The organism is Novosphingobium sp. Leaf2 (assembly GCF_001421325.1).
Lineage (GTDB): Bacteria > Pseudomonadota > Alphaproteobacteria > Sphingomonadales > Sphingomonadaceae > Novosphingobium.
The window spans coordinates 446714-473412 of sequence record NZ_LMJY01000001.1; the positions used below are offsets into that span (position 1 = coordinate 446714).

The 26699-nt window shown below is 66.8% G+C and carries 22 protein-coding genes; 6 read left to right on the forward strand and 16 right to left on the reverse strand.

The genetic code is table 11. The features are described from left to right. Window positions 1–91: 91 nt before the first annotated feature. Together acnA and ASE49_RS02255 are read right to left on the reverse strand one after the other, a co-directional pair. Window positions 92–2779, reverse strand: a complete 2688-nt coding sequence (gene acnA / locus ASE49_RS02250) for an aconitate hydratase AcnA (RefSeq protein WP_056768336.1) — start codon at window positions 2777–2779, stop codon at window positions 92–94. Window positions 2780–2933: 154 nt separating this feature from the next. Further along, entirely contained in the window at window positions 2934–3824 is an 891-nt protein-coding gene (locus tag ASE49_RS02255) for a DMT family transporter (RefSeq protein ID WP_056768337.1), read from the reverse strand. Window positions 3825–4031: 207 nt separating this feature from the next. Between ASE49_RS02255 and ASE49_RS02260 the strand changes: the two genes are divergently transcribed. Together ASE49_RS02260 and ASE49_RS02265 are read left to right on the forward strand one after the other, a co-directional pair. Then, the gene (locus ASE49_RS02260; protein ID WP_056768338.1) at window positions 4032–5471 is read left to right on the forward strand and encodes a L,D-transpeptidase family protein; all 1440 of its coding nucleotides are present in this window, start codon (window positions 4032–4034) and stop codon (window positions 5469–5471) included. Between the two features lie 17 nt (window positions 5472–5488). Beyond that, a complete protein-coding gene (locus ASE49_RS02265) occupies window positions 5489–6070 on the forward strand; it encodes a class I SAM-dependent methyltransferase (RefSeq protein ID WP_056768340.1) in 582 nt (193 codons plus the stop codon). Window positions 6071–6077: 7 nt separating this feature from the next. Here ASE49_RS02265 and recQ read toward each other — a convergent pair whose 3' ends face one another. The 7 genes from recQ to ASE49_RS02300 form a co-directional block, all read right to left on the reverse strand. Beyond that, on the reverse strand, window positions 6078–7958 hold the full coding sequence (gene recQ, locus ASE49_RS02270; RefSeq protein ID WP_200921940.1) for a DNA helicase RecQ: 1881 nt from the start codon (window positions 7956–7958) through the stop codon (window positions 6078–6080). Window positions 7959–8054: 96 nt separating this feature from the next. Further along, window positions 8055–8630, reverse strand: a complete 576-nt coding sequence (locus tag ASE49_RS02275; protein WP_200921941.1) for an NUDIX hydrolase — start codon at window positions 8628–8630, stop codon at window positions 8055–8057. Between the two features lie 7 nt (window positions 8631–8637). Then, entirely contained in the window at window positions 8638–11262 is a 2625-nt protein-coding gene (gene metH / locus ASE49_RS02280) for a methionine synthase (RefSeq protein ID WP_056768343.1), read from the reverse strand. A 19-nt stretch (window positions 11263–11281) separates the two neighbouring features. After that, window positions 11282–11800 carry a GNAT family N-acetyltransferase gene (locus tag ASE49_RS02285; protein WP_056768346.1) on the reverse strand — a complete coding sequence of 173 codons (519 nt, stop codon included), beginning with the start codon at window positions 11798–11800 and terminating at the stop codon, window positions 11282–11284. Between the two features lie 12 nt (window positions 11801–11812). Beyond that, window positions 11813–12859 (reverse strand): homocysteine S-methyltransferase family protein, encoded by a 1047-nt coding sequence (locus tag ASE49_RS02290; RefSeq protein WP_056768348.1) that lies wholly within the window; start codon window positions 12857–12859, stop codon window positions 11813–11815. Then, complete coding sequence (gene metF, locus ASE49_RS02295; protein WP_056768350.1) at window positions 12856–13761, reverse strand: methylenetetrahydrofolate reductase [NAD(P)H]; 906 nt, start codon at window positions 13759–13761, stop codon at window positions 12856–12858. Before metF ends, ASE49_RS02290 begins: the two co-directional genes overlap by 4 nt. Then, window positions 13758–14786 carry an ArsR/SmtB family transcription factor gene (locus ASE49_RS02300; RefSeq protein ID WP_056768352.1) on the reverse strand — a complete coding sequence of 343 codons (1029 nt, stop codon included), beginning with the start codon at window positions 14784–14786 and terminating at the stop codon, window positions 13758–13760. Before ASE49_RS02300 ends, metF begins: the two co-directional genes overlap by 4 nt. Before the next feature lie 169 nt (window positions 14787–14955). On the opposite strand from ASE49_RS02300, the gene ASE49_RS18500 reads away from it, so the two are divergent. After that, the gene (locus ASE49_RS18500; protein WP_200921942.1) at window positions 14956–15126 is read left to right on the forward strand and encodes a hypothetical protein; all 171 of its coding nucleotides are present in this window, start codon (window positions 14956–14958) and stop codon (window positions 15124–15126) included. Between the two features lie 160 nt (window positions 15127–15286). On the opposite strand, the gene ASE49_RS02305 is transcribed toward ASE49_RS18500, so the two are convergent. The 4 genes from ASE49_RS02305 to ASE49_RS02320 all read right to left on the reverse strand — a co-directional run bounded on the left by ASE49_RS02305 (window position 15287) and on the right by ASE49_RS02320 (window position 20926). After that, a complete protein-coding gene (locus tag ASE49_RS02305) occupies window positions 15287–18727 on the reverse strand; it encodes a chromosome segregation SMC family protein (RefSeq protein ID WP_056768355.1) in 3441 nt (1146 codons plus the stop codon). Window positions 18728–18747: 20 nt separating this feature from the next. Then, window positions 18748–19509, reverse strand: coding sequence for a thioredoxin domain-containing protein (locus ASE49_RS02310; protein WP_056768358.1), 762 nt, complete (start codon window positions 19507–19509; stop codon window positions 18748–18750). Window positions 19510–19619: 110 nt separating this feature from the next. Continuing rightward, entirely contained in the window at window positions 19620–20357 is a 738-nt protein-coding gene (locus ASE49_RS02315; protein WP_056768364.1) for a thioredoxin domain-containing protein, read from the reverse strand. Continuing rightward, the gene (locus tag ASE49_RS02320; protein ID WP_056768367.1) at window positions 20354–20926 is read right to left on the reverse strand and encodes a DUF721 domain-containing protein; all 573 of its coding nucleotides are present in this window, start codon (window positions 20924–20926) and stop codon (window positions 20354–20356) included. Before ASE49_RS02320 ends, ASE49_RS02315 begins: the two co-directional genes overlap by 4 nt. Window positions 20927–20955: 29 nt before the next feature. On the opposite strand from ASE49_RS02320, the gene ASE49_RS02325 reads away from it, so the two are divergent. The 3 genes from ASE49_RS02325 to nudC are packed head-to-tail and all read left to right on the forward strand — an operon-like array spanning window position 20956 to window position 24219. After that, window positions 20956–22011 (forward strand): A/G-specific adenine glycosylase, encoded by a 1056-nt coding sequence (locus ASE49_RS02325; RefSeq protein WP_056768370.1) that lies wholly within the window; start codon window positions 20956–20958, stop codon window positions 22009–22011. Further along, the gene (locus tag ASE49_RS02330) at window positions 22008–23309 is read left to right on the forward strand and encodes a serine hydrolase domain-containing protein (protein WP_056768373.1); all 1302 of its coding nucleotides are present in this window, start codon (window positions 22008–22010) and stop codon (window positions 23307–23309) included. The genes ASE49_RS02325 and ASE49_RS02330 overlap by 4 nt, the downstream gene beginning before the upstream one ends. A gap of 43 nt (window positions 23310–23352) precedes the next feature. After that, a complete protein-coding gene (gene nudC / locus ASE49_RS02335) occupies window positions 23353–24219 on the forward strand; it encodes an NAD(+) diphosphatase (protein ID WP_056768649.1) in 867 nt (288 codons plus the stop codon). A 15-nt stretch (window positions 24220–24234) separates the two neighbouring features. Here the strand turns inward: nudC and ASE49_RS02340 are convergent, their stop codons facing one another. The 3 genes from ASE49_RS02340 to mgtE all read right to left on the reverse strand — a co-directional run bounded on the left by ASE49_RS02340 (window position 24235) and on the right by mgtE (window position 26602). Further along, window positions 24235–24675 carry a hypothetical protein gene (locus tag ASE49_RS02340; protein WP_056768376.1) on the reverse strand — a complete coding sequence of 147 codons (441 nt, stop codon included), beginning with the start codon at window positions 24673–24675 and terminating at the stop codon, window positions 24235–24237. Window positions 24676–24744: 69 nt separating this feature from the next. Beyond that, window positions 24745–25140, reverse strand: a complete 396-nt coding sequence (locus ASE49_RS02345; RefSeq protein ID WP_056768379.1) for a DUF1489 family protein — start codon at window positions 25138–25140, stop codon at window positions 24745–24747. A 28-nt stretch (window positions 25141–25168) separates the two neighbouring features. Continuing rightward, window positions 25169–26602: a magnesium transporter gene (gene mgtE / locus ASE49_RS02350; protein ID WP_056768381.1), complete on the reverse strand. Its 1434-nt coding sequence runs from the start codon at window positions 26600–26602 to the stop codon at window positions 25169–25171. Window positions 26603–26699: the final 97 nt, after the last annotated feature.

Consider the following 26699-nt stretch of genomic DNA (forward strand, 5'->3'; position numbering starts at 1 on the left):
GACGCATCCCGCCTAGCTCCCTGAATACGAAAAACCCCGCCCGGCGCGTGCCGGGCGGGGTTTTTCGTGTCCGCTAATAGCGTGTCGCGGCTCAGGATGCCGCGAGGTTGCGCAGCACGTACTGCAGGATGCCGCCGTTGTTGAAGTATTCCACTTCGTTGGCGGTATCGATGCGGCACAGCGCCGTGAAGGTGAAGGTCGTGCCATCGGCGCGGGTCACTTCGACTTCCACGTCCTGGCGCGGCTTGAGCGTGGCGACACCCTTGATGGTGAAGCTGCAGTCGCCGTTCAGGGCCAGCGTGTGCCGGCTCTCGCCATCCTTGAACTGCAGGGGCAGCACGCCCATGCCGACCAGGTTGGAGCGGTGGATGCGCTCGAAGCTTTCGACGATGACCGCGCGCACGCCCAGCAGGTTGGTGCCCTTGGCCGCCCAGTCGCGCGACGAGCCGGTGCCGTATTCCTTGCCGGCGATCACCACCGTGGGGGTGCCGTCCGCCTTGTGCTTTTGCGCCACGTCGTAGACCGCGCCCACATCCTGGCCATAACGGCTCATCCCGCCCTCGATGCCGGGGACCATTTCGTTGCGGATGCGGATGTTGGCGAACGTGCCGCGCATCATCACTTCGTGGTGGCCACGGCGCGAGCCGTAGGAGTTGAAGTCCGCCTTGGCGACCTGATGCTCCATCAGCCACTGGCCCGCCGGGCTGTCGGCCTTAATCGAACCGGCCGGAGAGATGTGGTCGGTGGTGATCGAATCGCCCAGGATCAGCAGCGGCTTGGCCTCGATGATGTCGTTCACCGGGGCCGGGGTCATCTCCATGCCCTCGAAGTAGGGCGGGTTGGCAACGTAGGTCGAGCCGGCGCGCCACGAGTAGGTTTCGGAACCCACGACGTTGATCGCCTGCCAGTGCACGTCGCCCTTGTAGACGTCGGCGTAGCGGGCCTGGAACATCTGGCGATCGACCGCAGCGGTCATCGTACCCGACACTTCCAGGTTTGTGGGCCAGATGTCCTTGAGGAACACCGGCTGGCCGGCTTTCTCACCCTTGGTGGCGATGCCGATCGGGGTGGTGGTGAAATCTTCGACCACGGTGCCCTTGAGCGCGTAGGCGACGACTAGCGGCGGCGAGGCCAGGAAGTTGGCGCGCACGTCCGGCGAGACGCGGCCCTCGAAGTTGCGGTTGCCCGAGATGACCGCGCTGGCGACGATGCCGTTGTCGTTGATCGCCTTGCTGATCGGCTCGGCCAGCGGGCCGGAGTTGCCGATGCAGGTGGTGCAGCCGTAGCCGACCAGGTTGAAGCCGATGTTGTCGAGGTGATCCTGCAGGCCCGCCTTGATCAGGTAATCGGTGACGACCTGCGAGCCGGGGGCCAGGCTGGTCTTGACCCAGGGCTTGGGCTTGAGGCCGAATGCGTCCGCCTTCTTGGCGACGAGGCCGGCGGCGATCAGCACGCTGGGGTTGGAGGTGTTGGTGCAGCTGGTGATCGCCGCGATCATCACGTCGCCATCGCCGATGTCGAAGTCCTTGCCTTCGACCGGCACGCGCTGCGGAGTCTTCTTGTACGTGGCCGCCATGTCGGCGTTGAACACGTCGTCCACCTCGGGCAGCGATACCCAGTCCTGCGGGCGCTTGGGACCAGCGAGAGAAGGCACGACCGAGGCCATGTCCAGTTCCAGCGTGCTGGTGAAGATCGGGTCGGCGGCGCCGGGTTCGATCCAGAAGCCCTGCTCCTTGGCGTAGGCTTCGACCAGGGCGATCTGGTCTTCCTCGCGGCCGGTAAGGCGCAGATAGTCGATCGTCTTGTCGTCGATGCCGAAGAAGCCGCAGGTAGCGCCGTATTCGGGCGCCATGTTGGCCAGCGTGGCGCGGTCCGCCAGGCTGAGCGAGGCGAGGCCGGGGCCGAAGTATTCGACGAAGCGGCCGACCACGCCGTGCTTGCGCAGCATCGCGGTGCAGGTGAGCACGAGGTCGGTGGCGGTAACGCCTTCCTGCAGCTCGCCGGTCAGCTTGAAGCCGACGACTTCGGGGATGAGCATGGAAACGGGTTGGCCCAGCATCGCGGCTTCCGCCTCGATGCCGCCGACGCCCCAACCCAGCACGCCCAGGCCGTTGACCATGGTGGTGTGGCTGTCGGTGCCGACGCAGGTATCGGGATAGGCCACCAGTTCGCCGTTCTGGTCGGTGGAGGACCACACCGCCTTGGCGATGTTTTCCAGGTTCACCTGATGGCAGATGCCAGTGCCCGGCGGCACGGCATAGAAATTGTCGAGCGACTTGGAGCCCCACTTGAGGAAATCATAGCGCTCCATGTTGCGCTGGTATTCGATCTCGACGTTCTGCTCGAACGCCTTGGGGTGGCCGAATTCGTCCACCATGACCGAGTGGTCGATGACCAGGTTGACCGGCACCAGCGGGTTGATCTTGCTGGTATCGCCGCCCAGCTTGGCGATGGCATCGCGCATCGCGGCCAGATCGACCACGCACGGTACGCCGGTGAAGTCCTGCAGCAGCACGCGCGCCGGGCGGTACTGGATTTCCGCGCCGGTGGCGGGGTTCTTCTGCCAGTCCACGATCGCCTGGATGTGGTCTGTGCCCACGGTGAAGCCGCCATCTTCAAAGCGGAGCAGGTTCTCAAGCAGCACTTTCATCGAGAAGGGCAGGCGCGAAACGTCGCCCAGTTTCTCCGATGCTTTCTTCAGCGAGTAGTAAGCGATCTGCTTGCCGCCGACGCTCATGTGGCTGCGCGTGCCGAGTGTGTCCTGTCCGACCTGGGTCATGGTGGGCGTTTTTCCCTTCGTGTGGAGCCTGCCCCTCACTGCGCCGCGGCGCTCCTTTACCGTGTTGCAGTGCGACAGGCGGAATCGTCGCGCCGCCGATGCGCGCTTGGGGCCGCAAGGTCAAGGGGCTGGAGGCATTGAGTCTGATGACGTTTCATTGCTTTCGCGTACCGATCCAGCATCCCAGCACGATCAGCGCCGCGCCCGCTACTACGCCAATGCCCACTGCCTCGTCGAACATCAGCCAGCCCATCAGGGTCGCCCAGCCAAAACCGGTGTATTCGATCGGCACAAGAACCTGCGCTTCCGCCCGCGCATAACCCCATGACAGGAACAGCAGGGCGATGGTGGCCAGCATAGCGCCCGCGATCGTCCAGCCGATGCTGACAGCGTCAGGCGTGGTCCAGTAGAACGGCGCGCATGCCAGCAGGATCGCTGCCACGGTCATGTTCTGGAACAAGGTGATTTCGGCAGGGCTCGCCAGCGTTGCCTGCTTGCGCTGGAGCACGAGGTTGAGCGCATAGAACCCGGCCGACATCACGATGGCGATAGTGCCTTCCACCGCCTCTGGGCCGTATGCGCCTTTGCCAAACCGGTCGGCGGCGATCACCAGCATGCCTGCCAGGCCCAGCAGCGCGGCAAGAATCGCGTTGGGGCGGATCGTCTCACCCAGCAGCAGCGCGGCGAAATACAGCGCCAGGATCGGCGCGAAGAACGAGATCGCCAACCCCTCGGCCAGCGGGATGCGCACCAGCCCGTGAAAGAACAGTGCGGCCATGACCGTGGTTATCGCCGCGCGCTGGACATGCAGGATGAAAACTGCGCGCGAAGGCACAGGCCGCCCGGCGGCAAGCCACACTGGTATGCTGAGCGCCGTGGCGAACAGGTTGCGCAGCAGCAGCGCGGTGCCCACGCCCACGGCCAGCGCGGCGGCCTTCATCGTGGCGTCCATCACACTGAACGCGGCGATGCCGGCCACCACAGCCAGCACTGGCCAAAGGGGACCGGCTGAGGGGCGGTCGGCGGGAGGCGCAGCAACGGACATGGCGGGCAAGCGTGTCGCCCGCCGCAAGGTTGTGCGCAAGCAATTCATGTTGCCGACAGGTCGCATCCTTGAAGGAATGCGTGTAAACGGTCATCTTGTAGATGCGCCGGCGACTGACGTTGTCGGCAGCCCATCACGCATGTTTCAAGAAGGGATCGTCCGCCAGGGACGGCCCGCGTTCTCCAGTACAGCAGGTTTCAAGGTTTTATGGCGAGTTTCAAGCGGTTCGGTCCCGGCGTTGTCTCCGTATTGACGATCCTGTCCCTCGGAGCGCAGGCCGCGCAGGCGCAGCGCATCAAGACCGAAACGCCGGAGGACCTGCTGCCGCCCGCAGTCTCCGCCAAGGTGCCCGCGCCCAGTCCCGCGCGCATGCCAACGCCGCAGCCAACCGTAACGCCGACCGGCGTTCCGGCGGCGGCTCCGGCCCCTGTCACTACCAGCGGCGCGCCGGTCATGCAGGAAGTCACCGTCGTGGAGCCGGTGATGCCCTGGACCTTGTCCGACGCACAGGCGCTTTTGACCACCATCGGCTACATCGGCAAGGAAGGCCTGATCCCGGCCGATTATCAGCCCGCGGCGCTGAAGGCCGCGATTGCAAACGGCGAGGGCGACCAGCTCGACGCGCTGGCCAGCAAGGTGTTCGGCTGGCTGATCGAGGATCTGCGCGATGGCCGCACACCGATGACCGCGCGCGTGCAGTGGTTCGCGGTCGATCCCGATCAGGATGTGATGCCCACGCAGCAGATCATGGCGCAGGCCCTGTCGGAACATGACGTGGCAGGCGTTGTCGCCAGGCTCGCGCCCACCAACCCGGACTACGCCGCGCTCAAGGCAGAGCTTAACATCACGCCCGCGTCCGCCAAGGATCGCCGCGCGCTGATCCAGGCCAACATGGACCGCTGGCGCTGGCTCGCACGGGATCTGGGCACGGTGTATCTGATGACCAACGTGCCCGAATTCCAGCTGCGGCTGGTGGTCAGGGACAAGATTCTGCGCACATACAAGACAGTGGTGGGCAAGCCAGGCCGCACGGCCACCCCGCAGCTAGCCGAAACGGTGAGCGCGGTGGTGTTCAACCCGACGTGGACGGTGCCGCAGTCCATCGTCAAGGGTGAGGGGCTGGGCGCCAAGGTGATGGGCAACCCGCGCTGGGCCGCCGCCAATCACTACAAGGGCTTCCGCAGCGCCGATGGCACGATCACCGTCGTCCAGCAGCCGGGCCCCAGCAACGCGCTGGGCCTGATGAAGATCGACATGCCCAATCCGCACGCGATCTATCTGCACGACACGCCGTCCAAGCAGTATTTCAATTCCGACGTGCGCGCCTTCAGCCACGGCTGCATCCGCACCGAGCGCGCGGTGGAACTGGGGATGACGATGGCAATCCTGGGCGCGCAGATGCCCGCCGCCGACGCCGCCGAACTATCCCGCGCGGGCGAATACAAGAAAGTGCCGATGACGCGGACTTTCCCGGTCTATATCACGTACTTCACCTTCGCCCGCTCGATTGACGGGACGCTGCAGGCGTTCAACGACATCTACGGCCGTGACGCCCCGGTGCTCGCCAGCTTCAAGAGCCCCCGCCAGCTCAAGACCACCCAGCGCGCCAGCGACGAGGCGGTCATCCAGCTGGATAACCCGCTGTAAGAAGGTAGCCGCAAGGCATGAGCGATGATCCTGCGGCAGGCTGGGAGGGCGTCGCTGCGCAATTCGCCGCCATGCGTTCAAACGTGGGGGCAGATGTCGTAAAGCGCTGGTCCCGATGCTTGCCACCTGCCGGCGCCGTCCTCGATATCGGTTGCGGCAACGGCCTGCCGATTTCGAAAACGCTGGCGCAGGACGGGTTCGCTGTCTGGGGTGTCGATGCGTCGCCCACGCTGTTGGCGCAGTTTCGGCAGAACGTGCCCGGTGCCAAAGCGGCCTGCGAAGCGGCGCTGGCCAGCCGCTTTTTCGACCGTCAGTTCGATGGCGTCGTGGCCATAGGTCTGATGTTTCTGCTGCCGGAAGCAGACCAGCGCGCCGTGATCGCCCGTGTCGGTATGGCGCTGCATCCCGGCGGGCATTTCCTGTTCAGCGCGCCGCGCCAGCCTTGCGAATGGACCGACACGCTGACGGGGCGGCGATCCGTCTCGCTGGGCGAAGCGGGCTATCACGAGGCGCTGACCGCTGCCGGGTTCGGCATGGTGGATGCCTATGTCGACGACGGCGCGAACGACTATTTTCACGCCGTGTCCAGCGCAGCGTAATCCCGATTTAAACCGCCCGGATCGCCTCCAGAAACGCGTCGCCGTACGCGTCCAGCTTACGCGCGCCTACGCCGCCGATGCGGCCAAGCTCTGCCAGCGAGGCGGGGCGGGCCTGCGCCATTTCGCGCAGCGTCGAATCGTGGAAGATCACGTAAGGCGGCACCCCGGCCTCCTTGGCCAGATCGCGGCGCAGCGCGCGCAGGGCTTCGAACAGCGGGTCGTCGATCGGGTTGGCGCCGGCATCGCCGCCACGAGTGCGGCGCTTGCGCTCCTGCCTGGGCGGCACGACCATCGCCACGGCGGCCTCGCCCTTCAGGATTGCGCGTGCATCGCCGCCCAGCGCCAGCCCGCCGTGTTCGGTGGCGGTCAGGCTGCCACGGGCCTGCAGGGCGCGCGCCAGTGCCTTGAGCAGCGGCTTTTCATCCTCGGTCAGGATGCCGAACACCGAGAGCTGATCGTGCCCGCGCTGCAGGACGCGGTCGTCCGCCAGCCCGCCCAGCACTTTTTCCAGATGCCCCAGCCCGTAGGACTGCCCGGTGCGATAAACGGCGGATAGCAGTTTGCGCGCAAGGTCGGTCACGTCCACCACGCCCACCGGCTCAAGGCAATTGTCGCAGTTGCCGCACTGCGCGGGCGGGTCTTCGCCGAAATGCCGCAGCAGCACGGCGCGGCGGCATTGCGCGGTTTCGACCAAGCCGGCCAGCGAATCGAGGCGCTGGCGTTCGCTTTGCTGACGGTGCGGCTCTATCTCGGCCAGGCGCTGGCGGGCGCGCATGAAATCGTCAGCGCCCCACAGCATCACCGCAACGGACGGATCGCCATCGCGGCCTGCGCGCCCGGTTTCCTGATAATACCCCTCGATCGACTTTGGGATGCCGGCGTGGGCGACGAAGCGCAGGTCCGGCTTGTCGATGCCCATGCCGAAGGCCACGGTGGCGACCATCACCATGTCTTCGCTTTCCACGAACGCGGCTTGGTTACGTGCCCGTACGTCGGCGGGAAGGCCGGCGTGATAGGGCAGCACGCGTCGCCCGGTGGCGGACGCCAAGCTTTCGGCCAGCTGTTCAACACGGGCGCGGGTGGGCGCATAGACGATGCCGGGGCCGGGATTCTCCTCCACCACCGCCTTCAACTGGCGCAGCGCGTTTTCGCGCGGGCGGATGGCGTAGCGGATGTTGGGCCGGTCGAACCCGGCGACGATCAGCCCTTCGTCCGGGATGCCCAGCTGCGCAAGGATATCGGCGCGGGTGTGGTGATCCGCCGTTGCCGTCAGCGCCAGGCGCGGCACCTGGGGGAAGGCATCCAGCAGCGGGCGCAGCAGGCGATAATCCGGGCGAAAATCATGGCCCCATTCCGATACGCAATGCGCCTCGTCGATGGCGAAAAGGCCCACGCGCGCGGTGTTGAGCAAGTCGCGGAAGTGGCTCTGGCTGGCGCGTTCAGGGGCGATATATAGTAGGTCCAGCTCACCGGCGCGAAACGCATCCATGGTCTGCCCGCGATCGGTATCCGCGCTGGTCAGCGTGGCCGCCCGGATGCCATTGGCGCGGGCCGAGCGCAGCTGGTCATGCATCAGCGCGATCAGCGGCGAGACGACCACGCAGGTGCCCGGCAGCAGCACGGCGGGCAGCTGGTAGGTCAGCGATTTGCCCGCGCCGGTGGGCATGATCGCCAGGGTGGAGCGGCCATGCAGCACCCGGTCCACCACTTTGTCCTGCACGCCGCGAAAGCCGGAAAAGCCGAACACGTCGTGCAGCGCCTGGCTGACATCCGCGGCGGCGGGCGGCGGGGCTGGCGACCAGTCCACATCCGGCGCGTAAGGGTCCACCATGTCAGCGTCGGGTTCGCCGTAGAAGGTCGTCTCGTAAGGCCAGTCGTCGTCGTTCACGCGGGCGACTATGGCAGAGCGGCCGGGGTACGGGAAGGCGACGGCGCGGCGCTTTCCGCAGTTTCGCCCGGGTTTGCGGGCAGATGGGCGCGACGGTCAGGCTGGCTCGGTCCACAGGCCGGGGTGGCGCAGCAGCAGGGCCTGCGCCAGGATCAGCGTCTTGGCATCGGTCAGCGTCCCGTCGAGGACGAGTTCGCGCAAGGTGTCCAGGCCGATCTCGTGAACGGTGATGTTCTCGTCCTCGCCCTGCGCACCGCCGCCTGCGCCGATGCGGTCGGCGCTGGCGTACGGCGCCAGGTACAGCTGCACCCGCTCGGTCGAGACCGGGCACAGCGGCCAGATGTTGCTCACCGGCTCCAGCACGCCCAGGCGCAGGCCGCCTTCCTCGTGGGCTTCCTCGACGATGCGGTGCGCCGGGTCCGCCCCGTCCAGCCCGCCGGCGATGGCTTCGAGCAGCGGCGGTTCACCGGCGGACAGCACCGCGGCGCGGGGCTGCTCGATCAGCATGCACACCCGGCGCACAGGATCGTAGGGCAGCACCGCTACCGCCGAGCCGTTGTCCAGCAAGTGGCGTTCCACCCGCACGCCGTCGGGCATCTCCAACTCAAGCCGGGAGAATGTGTACCAGCCATCGTGAAGGACGGTCCGGCTGACGATGCGCGCTGCTGTCATCGCCCGATCAGTCCAGGTTGGGCCGCAGCCAGCGCTCGGCGGTCGGCACATCGACGCCGCGCCGCGCCGCGTATTCCTCCAGCTGGTCGCGCCCGATCCGCGCCACGCCGAAATATTCGCTTTGCGGGTGCCCGAAGTAGAAGCCGGACACCGCCGCCGTGGGCAGCATCGCCTGGCTTTCGGTCAGCACGATGCCGGCGTTGTCAGGCGCGCGCAGCAGGTCGAACAAGATGGGCTTTAGCGAATGATCCGGGCAGGCGGGATAGCCGGGGGCGGGACGGATGCCGCGATATTCCTCGCGGATCAGCGCCTCGTTGGTCAACTGCTCGCCGGGCGCATAGCCCCACAGCGTGGTGCGCACGTGCTGGTGCAGGCGTTCGGCAAAGGCTTCGGCGAAGCGGTCCGCCAGCGCTTTGAGCAGAATATCGGAGTAATCGTCGTGCACGGCCTGGAAGCGGGCCAGATGCGGCTCGATACCGTGGATCGCGACGGCGAACCCGCCCAGCCAGTCTCCAGCGGGGTCGATGAAATCGGCCAGGCAGAAGTTTGCCCTGTCGCGCGATTTCTTCACCTGCTGGCGCAGGAACGGCAGGCGGGTGCCGCCTTCCAGCACCACGTCGTCACCGTCCGCATGGGCCGGCCACAAGGCGCAGACGCCGCGCGCGGTCAGCCACTTTTCGTCGATGATGCGCGCCAGCATCGCTTGCGCATCGGCGAACAGGCTGGTGGCGCTTTCGCCCACCACGTCATCGGTCAGGATCGCCGGGTAATTGCCGGCAAGCTCCCAGGCGCGAAAGAACGGCGTCCAGTCGATCACTTCGGCCAGGTCCGCCAGATCCCACGCCTCGAACACATGCAGGCCGGGCTGGGCAGGCGCGCCGGGCTTGAGCGCGAAGTCTGCCGGGAAGCGGTTCGCGCGCGCCTCGGCCAGCGGTAGCAGGTCGCTCTGCCCCTTGTTCGCCCGTGCTTCACGCACCTTCTCGTAATCGATCGCGACGGACGCCTTGAAGCCGTCCGCCTGCGTATCGGACAGCAGCTGCGAGGCGACGCCCACCGCCCGGCTGGCGTCCAGCACGTGTACCACGGTGCCGGTGTAGGCTGGGTCGATGCGCAGCGCGGTGTGCACCTTGGAGGTGGTCGCCCCGCCGATCAGCAGCGGAATGTTCATTTCGGCGCGCTGCATTTCCTCGGCCACCGTGACCATTTCGTCCAGCGACGGGGTGATGAGGCCGGAGAGGCCTATGATGTCGGCCTGATTCTCGTTCGCGGCCTCAAGGATTTTAGGCCAGGGCACCATCACGCCAAGGTCGATCACCTCGTAGCCGTTGCACTGCAGCACGACGCCCACGATGTTCTTGCCGATATCGTGCACGTCGCCCTTGACGGTGGCCATGATGATCCGGCCCTTGGCCTTCGCGCCGGGCTGCTTGTCAGCCTCGATGAAGGGGATCAGGTGGGCGACCGCCTTCTTCATCACGCGCGCGGACTTGACGACCTGCGGCAGGAACATCTTGCCGCTGCCGAACAGGTCTCCCACCACGTTCATGCCGCCCATCAGCGGGCCTTCGATCACCTCGATCGGGCGGCCGCCGGCTGCGAAGATGCGCGCGCGCGCTTCCTCGGTATCCTCGACCACATACGCGTCGATCCCTTTGACCAGGGCGTGTTCCAGCCGCTTGACCACGTCCCAGCCGCGCCATTCCTCGGCGGCCTTTTCGGCGACCACGTCCTTGCCCTTGTAGCTTTCGGCCAGGTCGATCAGGCGTTCGGTGGCGGTCTTGCCATCCTCGCCAACGCCCGGACGGCGCATCAGGATCACGTCCTCGCAGGCATCGCGCAGGACCAGGTCGATCTGGTCGTACACGTCAAGCTGGCCCGCGTTGACGATCGCCATGTCGAGCCCCGCAGGGATCGCGTGATACAGGAACACCGAGTGCATCGCCCGGCGCACCGTCTCGTTGCCGCGAAAGCTGAACGACAGGTTGGATAATCCGCCGGAGAAGTGGACATGCGGGCAAGCGGCGCGGATTTCCGCCACCGCCTCGATGAAGTCCAGCCCGTAGCGGTCATGCTCCTCGATGCCGGTGGCGACGGCGAAGACGTTGGGGTCGAAGATGATGTCTTCGGGCGGGAAGCCGATGCCCGTAAGCAGCGCATAAGCGCGCTTGCAGATTTCAATCTTGCGCGCTTTGGTGTCCGCCTGTCCCGTCTCGTCGAAGGCCATGACGACCACGGCAGCGCCGTAATCCATGCACTTGCGCGCGGCTTCGAGGAACGGCGCTTCGCCTTCCTTCATCGAGATGGAATTGACGATCGGCTTGCCCGATACGCATTTCAGGCCCGCCTCGATGACCTCCCACTTGGAACTGTCCACCATCACCGGCACCCGCGCGATGTCAGGCTCGGCGGCGAGCAGCTTGAGGTAGGTGGTCATCGCCTCCACCGCGTCCAGCAGGCCCTCGTCCATGTTGACGTCAATCACCTGCGCGCCGTTTTCCACCTGCTGGCGGGCCACTTCCACGGCGGCGGGATAATCGCCGGCCATGATCAGCTTCTTGAATTTGGCCGAGCCGGTGACGTTGGTGCGCTCGCCGATATTGACGAAGCGGGAGCCGGAGGAAGTGGCGGTCATCTTGGGTCTACTCGTTGAATCAGAGGGGCCGCGCCAGCACGGCGTCGTCGTATGTCTTGCCGCCTACGTCGAAGCGGCGGGTGCCGATGGGCGTGAACCCGTGCTTGGCATAAAAGGCAAGCGCGCGGTGATTGTCCGCCTTCACGCCCAGCAGCAGCCGGGCGTGCCCTTGCGCTTCGTCCAGCGCCGCGCGCATGAGGGCGCCGGCGATAGGCGTGCCCTGAAAGCGGGACAGCAGGTAGATCCGCTTCAATTCGACGTCGCCAGGTCGGGCGTGATCGAGTTCGGGCGCACAGGACAGCGCATAGCCCACCGGCGCACCGCCCGGCTCGATCTGCGCCAGCCACGCTTTCGCACCCTTGGCGAAGTAGGCGCGGTAGGCCCCGGCGCTGTGCTGGTGCAGGCAATGGGTAACCAAGGCCGCCCCGTCGACCACGCCGGCAAAGCTTTCCAGAAACGTCGCCGCGCCCACCAGTGCCAGCGCGTCGGCATCGTCCGGCCCGGCCGGGCGAATGCGGCAGATAGGAAGGGTGTTCATGGCTGTGCTGTCTCAGGCCGGCAGGATGAAAGGCTCGAGGCCCGCCAGCCGCGTCACTGGCTCCAGCCGGGGCAGGTTACGTGGCTCAAGCCCGGCAACCTTGCGGGCGATGGCAGCGATATGCGCAGGCGTGGAGCCGCAGCAGCCGCCCAGCACGTTGACCTGGCCGGCCACCGCCCATTCGCCCACGAAGCCCGCCGTCGTATCGGGCATCTCGTCATACTCGCCCAGCTCGTTGGGAAGCCCGGCGTTGGGGTAGATCATGATGAGGGTGTCGGCGGTTTCCGCCAGCGTCTTCACATGCGGGCGCAGCTGCGTCGCGCCGAACGAGCAGTTGAGGCCGATGGTGATCGGTTTGGCGTGACGCACCGCGTGCCAGAACGCTTCCACTGTGTGGCCGGACAAGTTGCGGCCCGACAGGTCGGTAAGCGTCATCGACAGCATGATCGGCACCTCACGGCCCAGCTCCTGCTCCAGTTGGCGCACCGCCATGATGCCGGCCTTGGCGTTGAGGGTGTCGAACACCGTCTCGATCAGGATGAAGTCCGCGCCGCCCTCCACCAGAGCGGCAGCCTGCTCCTTGTAGACATCGACCAGCGTGTCCCACTCGATCTCGCGGTAGCCGGGATCGTTCACGTCGGGGCTGAGTGACAAGGTTTTGTTGGTCGGCCCGATCGCGCCGGCCACGAACCGCGGGCGCCCGTCCTTGGCCTGAAACTCGTCGGCCAGCCGGCGCGCCAGCTTGGCCGATTCCGCGTTGATCTCACGCACCAGATCTTCCGCGCCGTAATCGGCCTGGCTGATGCGGTTGGCGGAGAAAGTGTTGGTCTCGGCGATGTCGGCGCCGGCTTCGAAATAGGCGCGGTGGATCGCTTCGGGCACCTCCGGCTTCGTAAGCGCGAGGATGTCGTTGTTGCCCTTCTGGTCGTGGCCAAGGCCCAGCGCGCCGGCATAGTCGGCTTCCGACAGCTTCCAGTTCTGGATCTCGGTGCCGAACGCCCCGTCGGTGATCAGGATGCGCTTGGCCGCTTCGGCCAGGAATGTCTCACGTGCGCTCATGCCGCGTTCTCCTTGGGACGCAGGCCGAGCAGCTGGCAGATCGCATATGCCTGCTCGGCGCGGTTGAGGGTGTAGAAGTGGAAATCGCGCACGCCGCCCTCGTACAGGCGCTTGCACAAGTCGGCCGCGGCCACCGCCGCCACTAGGGCGCGCGGGCCGGGGCGTTCGTCCAGTCCCTGGAACATCGTTTCCAGCCAGGCGGGAACCAGCGTGTTGCCGCTCATCCGCCGGATCGCGGCAAAGCTGGTGACGGGCATGATGCCGGGCAGGATCGGCGCGGTGATGCCCGCCGCCAGCGCCTTGTCCAGAAACCGGAAATAGGCCTCGGTCGAAAAGAAGAACTGCGAGATCGCGCGGGTGGCGCCGGCATCAATCTTGCGCTTGAGGTTATCAAGATCGGCCGCGCTGCTCGTCGCCTCGGGATGGATTTCCGGGTAAGCGGCGACCGAAATCTCGAAATCGTGCTGCGCTTTTAGCCCCGCCACCAGATCGGCAGCGCTGGCATAGCCTTGCGGATGCGGCACGAACCGGCCGCCATCGGCTGGGGGCGGATCGCCGCGCAAGGCCACGATATGGCGCACGCCCGCATCCCAGTACTGGTCCGCCACATCCGCGATCTCGGCCTTGCTGGCGGCCACGCACGTCAGGTGCGCGGCGGGCACCAGATCGGTTTCACGCACGATGCGCGATACGGTGGCGTGCGTGCGCTCCCGCGTGGAGCCGCCCGCGCCGTAAGTCACCGATACGAACGCCGGGTCAAGCGGCGCAAGCTGGGTGATCGCGTCCCACAGCTGGGTTTCCATCTTCTCCGACTTGGGCGGGAAGAATTCAAACGATACGGCAATATCGCCGGGCAGGCCTGCGAACAGCGGGGCTTCCGATGGGCGGGTGGTGGCAGTCATACAGGGGCAGTCTCACGTTCGAAGGCGTCGGGTGCGGGCGCAGTGTTACGCCGCGCGGTCCAGATCTTTACGGTCAGGGGATCGCCGGGCAGGGCGACCGGGATGGCCGGGGTCAAGCCAGCAGCGACAAGCTGTGTGCGCATCTGTTCGTCGGAAAAGCCGAGCCGGGCATGGGCGTGCCGCTCGCGCAGTTCCTCGTGCTGGTGCGCGGCAAGGTCGACCACGGCGATCCGTCCGCCGGGGCGCAGCACCCGCGCCGCTTCGCCCAGCACCGGGGCAAGATCCTGCGCATAATGCAGCACTTGATGGAACAGCACGGTGTCGAAGGCTTCGGGCGCAAAAGGCAATGCGGTGAAATCGCCCTGTACCAGGTCCACCTTGTCTGCTGGCAGGGATTGCAGGCGCGCCCGGGCGATGCGCAGCATCTCGGGGCTCTTGTCCAGCGCGGTCACATGGTCTGCCCGCGCGGACAGCAGCTGCGCCATCCGGCCGGTGCCTGTCCCCACGTCCAGCGCGGCGCCCAGGGAATGGCCGCCAAGCGCTGCCAGCAGGGCATCCTCCACCGGTTCGTCAGCGCCATGCAGGCGGCGCAGCGTGTCCCACTCGGCGGCGTGGCGCGCGAAATAGGCCTGCGCATTGGCCTCGCGCCCGGCGCGGATGGCGGCCAGATGCCGGCGATCCTCGGCGCAGCGGGCGGCGAATTGCGGGTCTTCGCGTTCCGCAACGGCCAGCAGGTGTGCGGCGGCGCGGCCAAGCCCCAGGCCGCTCGACAATCCGCTCGACACGCCTTTCGATACCAATGCTTCTTCGCTGACCGCGCTGCGCAGGAACACCCAGCTGCCTTCCTTGCGCCGTTCGGCAAGGCCGGCATCGCACAGGATGCGGATATGGCGCGATACCCTCGGCTGGCTTTGCCCCAGCACTTGCGCGACCTCGCCAACCGCCAGTTCCATGTGCGCCAGCAGGCGCATCATGCGTAGGCGCGTCGGCTCGGAAAGCGCACGCAAGAGAGGGTCGATCCGCATGCGAAGTCATATAAAGATATCTTTATATGTAAGCAAGCCCCAGCAATTCCGCGTGTTTTGCCCTCTCCACTTTCCTGTTTGCGTTGCACCATAGTCTCGTCTAAAGAATGGCGCTGCAGGCTTGCCTGCAAGCGTTGGCCTATGGGCCAAACAATGCAAGGGGATTCGCATGAAGAAAATTGCTTTCGCCGCGTTCGCGACGGTTGCCGCTCTGTCGCTCGCGGCTTGCGGTAAGGAACCCGCTCCTACGGAAACCGAGTCGGTTGAGACCACTCCGGAAGAGCTGATGACTGGTGACGCGACTGACGTTCCGTCCGAGGCTCCGTCCGAGGCAATGTAATCCGGCGTGTGGGGCCGGCGTCTGCCCTTGCGGCAGGCTGGCTCCCGCCGTTTTTCTTGGGTCCCCTAAACAGGGGCTACGGAAAAGCGGTTTTACGGCGGACATAAAAGCCCTCCCTTCCGGGAGGGTTTTTTGTGTCTGTAATCCGCATAAAAACACTTTAAACGGCTGCGGCGAGCAATGCCTCCGCCCCGCCCAGATCCACGCTCACCAGGCGCGATACGCCCGGCTCCACCATCGTCACTCCGAACAGGCGATGCATCCGACTCATCGTGACCGCGTTGTGCGTGACCACCAGATAGCGGGTATCGGTCTCCTGCGTCATCGCTTCCAGCAGGTCGCAGAACCGCTCGATATTGGCATCGTCCAGCGGCGCATCCACTTCGTCGAGCACGCATAGCGGCGCCGGATTGGTCAGGAACAGGCCGAAAATCAACGCCACTGCGGTCAACGCCTGCTCGCCGCCGGACAGCAGCGTCAGCGATTGCAGGCGCTTACCCGGCGGCTGGGCATAGATTTCCAAGCCCGCTTCCAGCGGATCGTCCGAATCGACCAGCGCCAGATGCGCCTGTCCGCCTTGGAACAGCCGGGTGAACAGGCGGCGGAAATGGCCGTCGACCGCCTCGAACGCGGCACGCAGACGTTCACGCCCTTCGCGGTTGAGGTTACCGATTGATCCGCGCAGGCGATTCACAGCCTCCGTCAGTTCGGTCTTTTCCGCCACGTTGAGGCCAAGCTGGCTTTCCGCTTCGGCCAGTTCCTGCGCCGCGATCAGGTTGACCGGGCCGATCCGTTCACGCTCGCCCGTCAGCCGGTCCATCGCGGTTGCCTCGCCCTCCGCATTGCCGACCTCGGCTTCGGCGAAGGCAAAGCGTTCGGGCAACAGCGGCGGTGGGCACTGGAAGCGCTCGCCCGAAATCCGGCTCGTTTCCACGCGCCGCGCGTCTTCGTTTTCGGCGCGCGCGGCGGCCCCGGCCCGCACTTCGCGCGCGGACGCCAGCGTTTCCTGCGCTAGCGCCAAGGCCGCGTCAGCGCGGGCGGCAGTGTCCGTCCCAGCCAGCAGTGCGGCCTCTGCGGCGGCCAGTTCCCCAGCCAGTCGCACGCGGACTGCGTCACCCTCCTCGATCTGGGCCAAAAGCGCGGGGGGCTTGGCGGCGACCCCGGCGCGTTCGGCTTCGATCTCTTCCAGTCTGCCGCCCATCTGCGCCAGCCGGTTGGCGGCATCGCCGGAGCGGGCCTGCCAGCCCCGAATGTCTGCGCGCTGGGTGGTGGTGCGTTCGCGCGCGACAGCCAGCGCCTGATCGTGACCGGCAAGCGCGGCAATCGCATGTTGCAGGGCAGAGCGCGCTTCCACATGCGCCTGCTGCGCGGCCTGCAGCCCCGCGCGGCCCGCCGCCGGGTCGGGGAGAGCGCTGCGCTTGCCTTCGGCGGCGGTGACTTCAGCGTCTGCAGCGGTGCGTTGCTCCATTGCCTGCACCAGCGCGGCGTCCAGTTCGGCGCGGCGGGCTTGTAGGCGCGTGCGGGCATCCTCCGCCTGATCGACTGCCCGCAGCGCGGTGCGCTCGGCCTGTGCCGCATCGGCGATCGCGTGTTCGGCGGCAAGCAGTCGCGCGGCGATCGCCGCCAGATCGCTCTGGACCGCGCCCTGCCCGGCTTCCGCCTCTATTACTGCGGCACGCAGCGCGGGCAGGCGCGCATCCAGGTCGGCGAAGCGGTTTTCCGCCTCCAGCCGCGCCGCTTCCGCCGCGCCTTCACCGCGTGCCACGAAACCGTCCCAGCGGCGGAGCACGCCGGCGCGGGTTACCAGCCATTCGCCCGGCTTGAGCGCGCGCCCGTCGTCATCTTCGGCCGCGTGCACCAGCGCCAGCCGCGCGGCGAGCTCGGGCGGGCACTGCGTCACATGCATGGCCAGGCTGCCGCCGACCGCGGGCGGCACATCCGCCCCGGTCCAAAACCGACCCTCTGCGCCCGAAGCCGCGCCCAGCGGTGCCTTGGCGTCACGCCCCAGCACGGCGGCAACCGCGCGCTCGTATCCCGGCGCGGCGCGCACTGCATCGATGGCAACGGGCAACCCATGAGCGGCGTTGGCGCCCTTGGCGCGAGCGTCCCGATCCCGCAGCAGGGCCGCATGTTCCCGCTCGATGCCGGTCAGGTCGCCGCGCGCGCCGGCAAGCGCAGACGCGGCGGCGTCGCGCCCTGCCTGAAGCGCGGTTTTGCGCGCCTGCATTGCCTCCAGGCCGTCGCGCGATTCCGAAACCCGGCGCGCGGCCTCCCGCGCCGTGGCATGGGCGGCGGCGATGTCCGCATCGAGGATGGCGGCATCGGCGAGCGTGGCAATCTGCGCTTCGATTCGGGTAGCGTCCTGCGCCGCGCGGGCCTGCCGGCTGCGAGCTTGCGCCAGTTCCGCGTCGGCGATGCGCCATTCGGCTTCCACGCCGGCCTGCCGCGCGGTGGCTTGCGCAAGGTTAAGTTCGGCGGCGCGGCTGGCCTGTTCGGCCCCGTCCAGCGCATTGGCGAAGCGCGGGCGCAGGGCCTCGTCTGCGGCCAGCTGCGCTTCACCGGCTGCCAGTTCCCGCTCCAGCCGGGTGAGCGCTTCGGCCGCATCGCGCGTAAGGCGATCGGCATCGCGGCGGTCCTCTTCCAGCCGGGTGCGCTGGCGATCCAGATCGGCCAGACGCTGCCGCGCGGAGTCCAGTTGGCTGTTCAGCGTGGCCATGCGGTGGCCTTGCGCGCTGGCGTCGTCGCGCCGGTCGGCCAGCGTATCGCGCGCCTTGGCGAGACTTTGCGCGGCCTTGGCCTGCGCGTCCTGCGCGGTGGCGGCGGTGTGCTGGGCCGCGCTCACCCGCGCCTCAGCTGCCAACGCATCCTTACGGGCGAGGTCTGCGGCAGCGGCGGCATCGCGCCAGCGGGCGAACACCAGCCGCGCTTCGGCGATCCGGATCTGGTCGGTCAGCGCGGTATAGCGCTCCGCCTGCCGGGCCTGCCGGCGCAGAGCGAGCACCTGCTTGTCCAGCCCGGCCATGATGTCGTCCAGCCGCGCCAGATTGGCCTCGGTAGCGCGCAGGCGCTGTTCGGCATCGCGGCGGCGCACGTGCAGGCCGGCGATGCCGGCGGCTTCTTCCAGCATGGCGCGTCGTTCGGCAGGCTTGGCGGCAATGACAGCAGCGATACGGCCCTGGCTGACGAGAGCGGGGCTGTGCGCACCGGTGGCGGCATCGGCGAACGTGAGCGCCACGTCCCGCGCGCGCACATCGCGCCCGTTGATGCGATAGGCGCTGCCGGCCCCGCGCTCGATCCGGCGCACGACTTCCAGATCCTCACGCGTACCGTCCGCCCGTGCCGCTGTTTCGGCCTTGAGCACCACTTCGGCGAAAGCGCGGGGCGGGCGCTTGTCAGTGCCGGCGAAGATCACATCTTCCATGCCACCGCCGCGCATCGACTTGGGTGAGCTTTCGCCCATGACCCAGCGGATCGCTTCGAGCAGGTTGGACTTGCCGCAGCCGTTAGGCCCGACGACGCCCGTCAGCCCCGGCTCGATGCGCAGTTCGGCCGGCTCGACGAAGCTCTTGAACCCGCTGAGCTTGAGCCGGTGAATGCGCATCGGATGCCGTCAGCGCCGCATCAGCGCGCGCCGGCCTGCTGCAGCTTGGCTTCCAGTTCCTTCCACTCCATCGAGCCGACGTTGTTGCCGTTGATGATGAAGGTGGGCGTGCCGGTGACGTTGAAGGTGTCCGACGCCTTCTGCGTCTGGTCGGCCAGAGCCTTGGCCTTGGCGACATCGGAAAGGCATGCGTTCGCCTGATCGCGGGCGATCCCGCGCGAAGCGAAGAACTCGCTCATGCCGGATGCTTGCGCAATCGCGGGAAGCTGCTGGGCCTTGGGCATCGCGTCGATCGCGGCCAACTGCTTCTGGTTAGCTTGCAGGTTCTCGAACATCTTGGGCTGCCAGGCCCAGAACTGTTCGCTCAGCGGGATGACGGCTTCGGTAGCTCCGCAGGTGGCGAGCAGCGTTGCCGGCACGTCCAGCGCATTGAGCATGAAATAGCGCAGTTCATAGCTGACGCGGCCGCTGGCGACGTAATCATCGCGCATCTTGGCGTAGCTTTCCTGCGCGAAAGCCGCGCAGTGCGAACAGCTCAGCGCGCCGAATTCCACCAGCTTGATCGGCGCATCCGGGTTGCCGATGCGGTAGCCGCCTTCCGGCGTTTTCACCAGCACGTCGGCCCAGGACTTGCCCGCAGGCGGTGCGATCTTGCCGATCGGCGCGCCCGACGTGGTTGCAGTCGCGCTCGTCTCGTCCTTCTTGCCGCAGGCGGCAAGGCCCAGCGCAAGCGGCACGGCAACCATGCCAAGAACAACCGAACGGAGGGAATTGCGGATCATGCGTTGCGAATCCTTCGCGTGGAGATGTGAATGAAACAGCTAGACCAAGCCGTTACCAAGGCAAAGCGCCCGCGTTGCATCCCGCGCGGCGTATTCCACAGGCGCAGGCTTCAGGTGCTGCCTTCGCGCTGCTCGGCCATCTTGTCGGTGATCGCCTTGGAGACCGATTCCCAGTCATGCCCGTCAAGGACCTCGCCGTTCAGCGTAAAGCTGGGGGTGGACGTCAGCCCTAGCGACTGCACTTCGGTTTGCTGCGCCTTGAGCTTGGCGAGTATGGCCTTGTCACCCAGGCAGGCATCGGCTTGCGCGCGGGTGATGCCCCAGGTTGCCATCTTGTCGTAAAGCCCAAGATCGGCGGCCATCGCGCGCATGCGCTGCGGCGGCTCGCCCTGATACCAGCGCTTCTGCTGCTCCGCGCTGAACTTCACCGCGGTGCCCAGCCACTGGTCCTGCGAGGCGAAGAACGCGTTGTTGCGCACGAAAAAGCGCTTGGGATCGCCGCAATTGGTCAGCATCGCCACGGTCATGTCGATGGGATTGCGCAGCAGGTTGACCACGGTCACCGAGATCTGCCCCTTGGGGATCAGCGTCATGCGCAGGACCGGCTCGGATTCCTTGGTGAAATGCGCGCAATGCGGGCAGGTGTAGCTGACGTATTCTACCAGTTTGAGCGGCGCATCCGGGTTGCCCAGGCGATGGCCGCCGTTCGCGGTGACCGCCGTTACGCCGATCCAGTTCACGCCGCGCGCTGCCGGCGCGTGCTTTGGCGCGGCGGCGATGCTTGCCACGGCGCAGGCGGCAAGGGCGGTGATGCGCAGCGCGGTCTTCATACGGGCATGGATCCTCATGTCGTGTCCTGGCCTTCCTGGTCTAGCATGGCGCGGGCCAGCGATTCCAGCACCGCACGCAGTTCCGGGTCGCCTATATCCCGCAGCGATTCGCCCAGTTCGATTGGCACGGGCTTGAGCGACGGGGGCGCGCTGCGCGGGGCTGTGGATGGCGGGGGCTTAACCTCGCCTTGCCGAAGTTTGACCCGCGCCACCGCGTTATAGCCGAAGAAGCGGTTCACCCGGGCCATGATTTCGGGGATCACGTGCTGGATCATCGGCGCATGCGCGGCCACGACGACGAGCTGCAGGATGCCATCGCTTTTCTCGCCAGGCGGGAAGCGGATCGATTCGGGCGAGCAGACCCGGGCATGGCGCGCGCCGACAATTTCCGGCCAGCGCGATACCACGCTGGACTGTACGAAACCGAAGCGGCGAAAGGCGGTGCGCCCCACTTCCGGCATCAGGTCTGAAATCTGGCGGGCCGGCCCGCCGCGCGCCCGCTCGAACGGCTTGGCCGGGGCCTTGCCCGCTGCCGCCTTGCGAGGCTTGGCACGATCGCCAGCCGGTTTGTCGATGTCCCGTTCCATTCCCGGCGGACCAATGCCATAGCCCGGTGATGGACGCCAGTTCCGACATCGCGCTCGCCGCTCTTCTGCTTGACTGGTACGATCAGCATGCCCGCGATCTGCCGTGGCGCGCCCCGCCCGGCGCGCCTGCGCCCGATCCTTACTGGGTATGGCTGTCCGAGGTTATGCTGCAGCAGACCACGGTGGCGGCGGTGAAGGACTACTTTGCCCGTTTTACCGCCCGATGGCCCACGGTGGAGGTGCTGGCCAGTGCGGACGATGCCGACGTGATGGCCGCCTGGGCGGGGCTGGGCTATTACGCGCGCGCTCGCAACCTGCTGGCCTGCGCGCGTGAGGTGGCTGCGCGCGGGGGCGGCTTTCCCGATACCGAGGCGGAACTGCGCGCGCTGCCAGGGTTGGGCGCCTACACAGCCGCTGCGGTCGCCGCGATCGCTTTCGGGCGGCGGGCCGTGGTGGTGGACGCCAACGTGGAGCGGGTGGTCTCCCGCCTGTTCGCCATCGAAGAACCGCTGCCCGGATCGCGCCCTGCCATCCGCGCCCGTGCCGATGCGATCACGCCCGATCACCGCGCCGGTGACTTCGCGCAAGCGATGATGGACCTTGGCTCCACCATCTGCACATCGCGCGCGCCGCGCTGCCTGTTGTGTCCCATCGCCGGGCCATGCGCGGGCCGGCAGACCGGCGATCCGGCGCGTTTCCCGGTGAAGGCCGCGAAGCAGGCCAAGGCCGTGCGGCAAGGCCGCGCCTTCTGGATCGAGCGGGACGGGCGCGAGGTGTGGCTGGTGCGCCGCAAGGGTAGCGGTCTGCTGGGCGGAATGCGCGCGCTGCCTGATGACGGCTGGGCCGCCCGCACCGATGGCAGCGAACAGCCTCCCGTGACCGGAGCATGGGTCGATGCCGGCAAGGTCGTTCATGCGTTCACCCACTTTGCGCTGGAACTGACACTGACGATCTATCGCGGCGAGAATTTGTCCGGCCTTTCGGACGGCGAATGGTGGCCGCTTGATCGGCTGGACGAGGCAGGCCTTCCCACCGTGTTCGCCAAGGCCGCGCGTCTGGCGCTGGCACATAAGGAGCCTGCATGAACGCGCATCTGGATGCGGCGATCGACCGCCGCATGATCCTGCGGCTGGCGGCGGCGGCAGGCCTGTCCGCCACGCTGATGCCGCGCCTGGCGCTGGCTGCCTCGCAACCGGACGTGATGGCGCACGTGCGTGCGGTGATCGCGCGGTGGGTGGGGCCGGGCAAGTTTCCCGGCATGGTGGCCTCACTCGGCCTGCCTGGTCAGGACGCCGAGTTCGTGGCGCGCGGGTCCGAGGGGTTCAACGATTCCGATGCGGTTACGCCGGACAGCCTGTTTCGCATCTATTCGATGACCAAGCCGATCACCGCGATGGCGGCGATGGACCTTATCGCCAAGGGCAAGCTCGGCCTCGACCAGCCGGTGTCGGACATCCTGCCGGCCTACGCGCAGATGCAGGTGCAGGACACGTACGACGGTTCACTTACCGCACTGCATCCCGCGGCCCGGCCGATCACCATGCGCCACCTGATGACCCATACCTCGGGGATCGGCTATACCATCGTCCAGACCGGGCCGATCAAGACGCTGATGGAAAGCAAGGGTTTGGTCGCGGGCCAGATCAGCCGCATGAAACTGCCGGGCCTCACCGAAAACGCGCCGGTCAAGGGGCTGGCAGCCTTTGCCGACCGGCTGGCGCAAGTGCCGCTGGTCGCCGATCCGGGCACGCGGTTCAGCTATTCGATGGGGCTGGACCTGATGGGCCGGGTGATCGAAGTGGTGACTGGCCGCGCGTTCGACGCGTATCTGGCCGAAACCATCCTTGGCCCGGCCGGGATGACCAGCACGTGGTTCCAGGTTCCCGCATCGCAAGGCTTCCGGCTGACCACCAATTACGCGGCGGTGGGCGGGGTGCTGGTGCCGATCGATCCGGGCGATGCGTCGATCTTTCTGGACGAACCGCCGTTTCCGTTCGGCGGCGCGGGCCTCGTCAGCACGCCGCGCGATTATGACCGCTTCCTGCGCATGCTGGCGCAAGGCGGGGAGATCGACGGGCGGCGGGTGCTGCAGGCGCAGGCGGTGCGTGCCGGCACCGGCAACCTGCTGCCGCCGGGTGTCGTGATTTCGTCCGGTATCGGCAGCGGCGGCTTGTTCGGGGCCGGCGGGCGCGTAGGCGTTGGCGCGGAATACGGTATCTACGGCTGGGCCGGTGCGGCGGGTACGGTGGGCATGGTGGACATGATCCACGGCCTGCGCTCCCAATTCTTCGCGCAGTTCATGCCGCCGGACGCCAATACCCTGCTACCCGAATTCCAGACGGCGTTAAAAGCGGACGTCATGGCGCTGATGGAGAAACATTGACGTGCTGAAGACCCCCGTGGCCCCGATCGCCTTTGCCGGATCGATGATCGACCGCGCCGATCACATACGCAACGATCCCCAAGCCATCGCCGCGCTGATGAGCGGCGATGGCCGTCTGCTGCGGCTGGATGGGCTGGACCCGGTGCTGACCGTGGACAACCAGCTGGACTGGGGCACGATCGCTGACGCCGGGCCGGATGCGGAACTGGTGTTTCTGGGCATCGACGAAAGCGGGCGCGGGTGCTTCGCCGCTGTGCCGCCTGTCACCCCCACAGGCGGGCCGCACGCCGGCCCGGCAAGCTGGAACGCGATGAGCGTTCTGGCACCGCCAGAGCTTGCCGCATACGGCGGCGCGCGGGCGCTGGTGGGCTGGCATGCGCGGCATCGCTTCTGCGCGGTGTGCGGGCATCCCACGGTGCTGGCAAAGGGCGGCTGGCAACGCTCGTGCACCAACCTGTCCTGCGCGAGCGAGCATTTCCCGCGCGTCGATCCCGTCACGATCATGACCGTGGAGCATGGGGGCAAGCTGCTGCTGGGCCGTCAGCCACGGTTTCCGGCGGGGCGATACTCAGCGCTGGCCGGGTTCGTCGAGCCGGGCGAGACGGTGGAAGAGGCCGTCGCGCGTGAAGTTTTCGAGGAAGCGGGCGTGCGGGTGCGCGATGTGGTCTACGTCGCCAGCCAGCCGTGGCCGTTCCCGTCCTCGCTGATGATCGCCTGCCACGCCGTTGCCGACAATGGAGCCATCACCATCGACGCCACCGAGCTGGACGATGCGCGCTGGTTCACGCGCGACGAGGTGGCGGACGCCATGGACGCCGTGAAAACCGGCGGGCAGGGCCACGCGTTTGGCGCTCCGCCTCCGTATGCGGTGGCGCATGTGCTGCTGCGCTGGTGGCTGGATCGCGGGTGAGATCGCCCGCCCCAGTCAGTCGTGCCGCTGCGACGGGCTGTCGAGGGGCAACGTAGGGGGTTGGTGAAACGGGACGGGGCGGCAACTGGCCGATGCGTTCCTGACGATCGGGCCGATCATGCCCACCCTGTAGACCTGGTGATCTGTCAGCAGCATCTTGTGCGCATCGAATGTGATGCGACGGACCTGTCCGGCCCGGTTGAGGTTCGCCAGTATCAGGGGATCGGATCGGGCATCGCTGATCGCGAACGTCTGGGCCGGCCCGCACGGGCCATAGCAGTAATATCCGGTGATCAGGTCCGCGCTGAAGGTCAGAGTGTAAGGCAGGGTCCTGCCCGGCTGATCGCCCACCTTGAGCGTTTCTGTGCCTGTGCATACCTCGCCGAAAGTGTCAGCGGCCTGCGCGGCCCCGGGTATCAATGCAAACAGCGCACAGGCGATGGCGGCACGTTTCATCCAAAACTCCGGCAATGAGCGGACTTCAGATCCTACCACCGGTTCGCTTCGCCGCCAGTGCAACAAAGGCTACACCAAACCCAGTCGCGTCAGTTCGCGGGCCAGCTTGGGGGGGATGGTGTCGCCCGCGGTCTCGCCGTCCACCAGATCGCGCGGGGCGTCCGCGTCGGTCAGGTAGCGCCAGCCCTGGTGGGCGCGCTTGGGTTTGCTCAGGATCGGGATCAGCACCGGTTCCAGGCGGATGTGCCAGCGCCCGTCCTCACGCTGTTCGAAGCCCTTGATGGGTGAGCGGCCGATCAGCGTATGTTCGAAGATCCAGAACAGCGAGCCGCCGATCATCTCCTCGTATCGTTTGGGCAGGTAGCGGGTGGTCATCAGCGCCTCGTGCGCGTGGCTTTCCAGCCACCGCCGCAAGTCGGCGGGGCTGGTGGCGGAAAAGGCGATCTTGGTCATGTGCAGCGGCATCACCGCCAAGATAGGAAGCGCGCAGGCTTCAGGCGAGTCCCGTAAGTACCGCCAGGCCCAGGAACGAGAAGAAGCCCATCGTATCTGTAGCGGTGGTCACGAAAACGGCGGAGGATACCGCCGGATCGACCTTGAAGCGATCGAGCGTGACGGGGACCATGATGCCGGCCAGGCCCGCCACGATGTTGTTGAACACCATCGCCGCGCCGATCACCGCGCCCAGCAGCGGGTTGGAAAACACCAGCGCCGTGCCGCCGCCGATCAGCAGCCCCAGCGCCGAGCCGTTGGCCATCGCGATGCGCAGTTCGCGCCAGATCATGCGTTTGGTGTTGGAACTGGTCAGCTGGTTGGTGGCGAGCGCGCGCACCACCACCGCCAGCGTCTGTGTGCCGGCGTTGCCGCCCATGCCCGAGACGATCGGCATCAGCACGGCGAGCAGCGCGAAGCGGGCGATGGCGCCCTGGAACAGACCGACCACCGAAGCGGCCAGCATCGCGGTGGCCAGGTTCACTACCAGCCAGGCCAGGCGGGCGCGCACGGTGAGCAGGATTGGCTCGTTGATGTCGCCATCGCCGGCACCGGACAGAAGCAGCGCGTCCTCGCCGGCTTCTTCCTGGATGATGTGCACCACGTCATCGACGGTGATCTGGCCGATCAGCCGGCCCGAGGTATCGACCACGGCGGCAGAGATCAGCGCATATTTCTGGAAGCGCAGCGCCACTTCCTCCTGATCCATGTCTACCGGTATCAGGGTCTGGTCGCGTGCCATCACGTCGTAAAGCGGGATGTTGCGCGGCGCGCGCAGGATCCATGACAGCGCACAGGCGCCGATCGGCCGGTGCAGCGGATCAACGATGAACACTTCCCAGAACTCGGTAGGCAATTCGCGATGTTCGCGCAGGAAGTCGATCAGGTCACCCACCTTCATCGCCTCGTGAACGGCGATGAAATCGCGGCTCATCAGGCGGCCGGCGGATTCCTCGGGATAGGACAGCGCCGATTCGATCGCCGCGCGGCCTTCGGGCTCCATCTCGGCAAGGACGGCCTGCTGGTCGTCCTCGTCCAGATCCTCCAGCATCGCCACCGCGTCGTCGGTTTCGAGCTGTCCGGCTATCCCGGCAACCACGTCGGCTGGAAGCGCTTCCATCAACGCTTCGCGAACCCAGTCGTTCAACTCGGCGATGACTTCCACGCCCATCAGGTCGCGGATCGAGCTGGCCAGGGCGGCGCGTTCACGCTCGTCCACGATCTCGAACAAGTCGGCGATGTCGGCGGGGTGGAGCGGTTCGACCAGGTCGTAGACGCGGTCGGAATCGCCGTCTTCGAGCGCGTCCTTTACGTTGCGCACGAATTCGGGACGCAGATGGTTGTCCGCGTCGAGCGATTCGGATTCGGGGGTATCCGGACGCGTAAGGTCCATCACCACGTCGGCCGGTTCATCCTTGAGATCGAGATCGCTCATGCTGGCCGGTCTACGCGGCTAGTTCGCAATTGCAACCTCGCGCCTGACGATTGCCGGGCTACACGCAAACTGCGTCGCGATGGCGTGACTTTGCCGC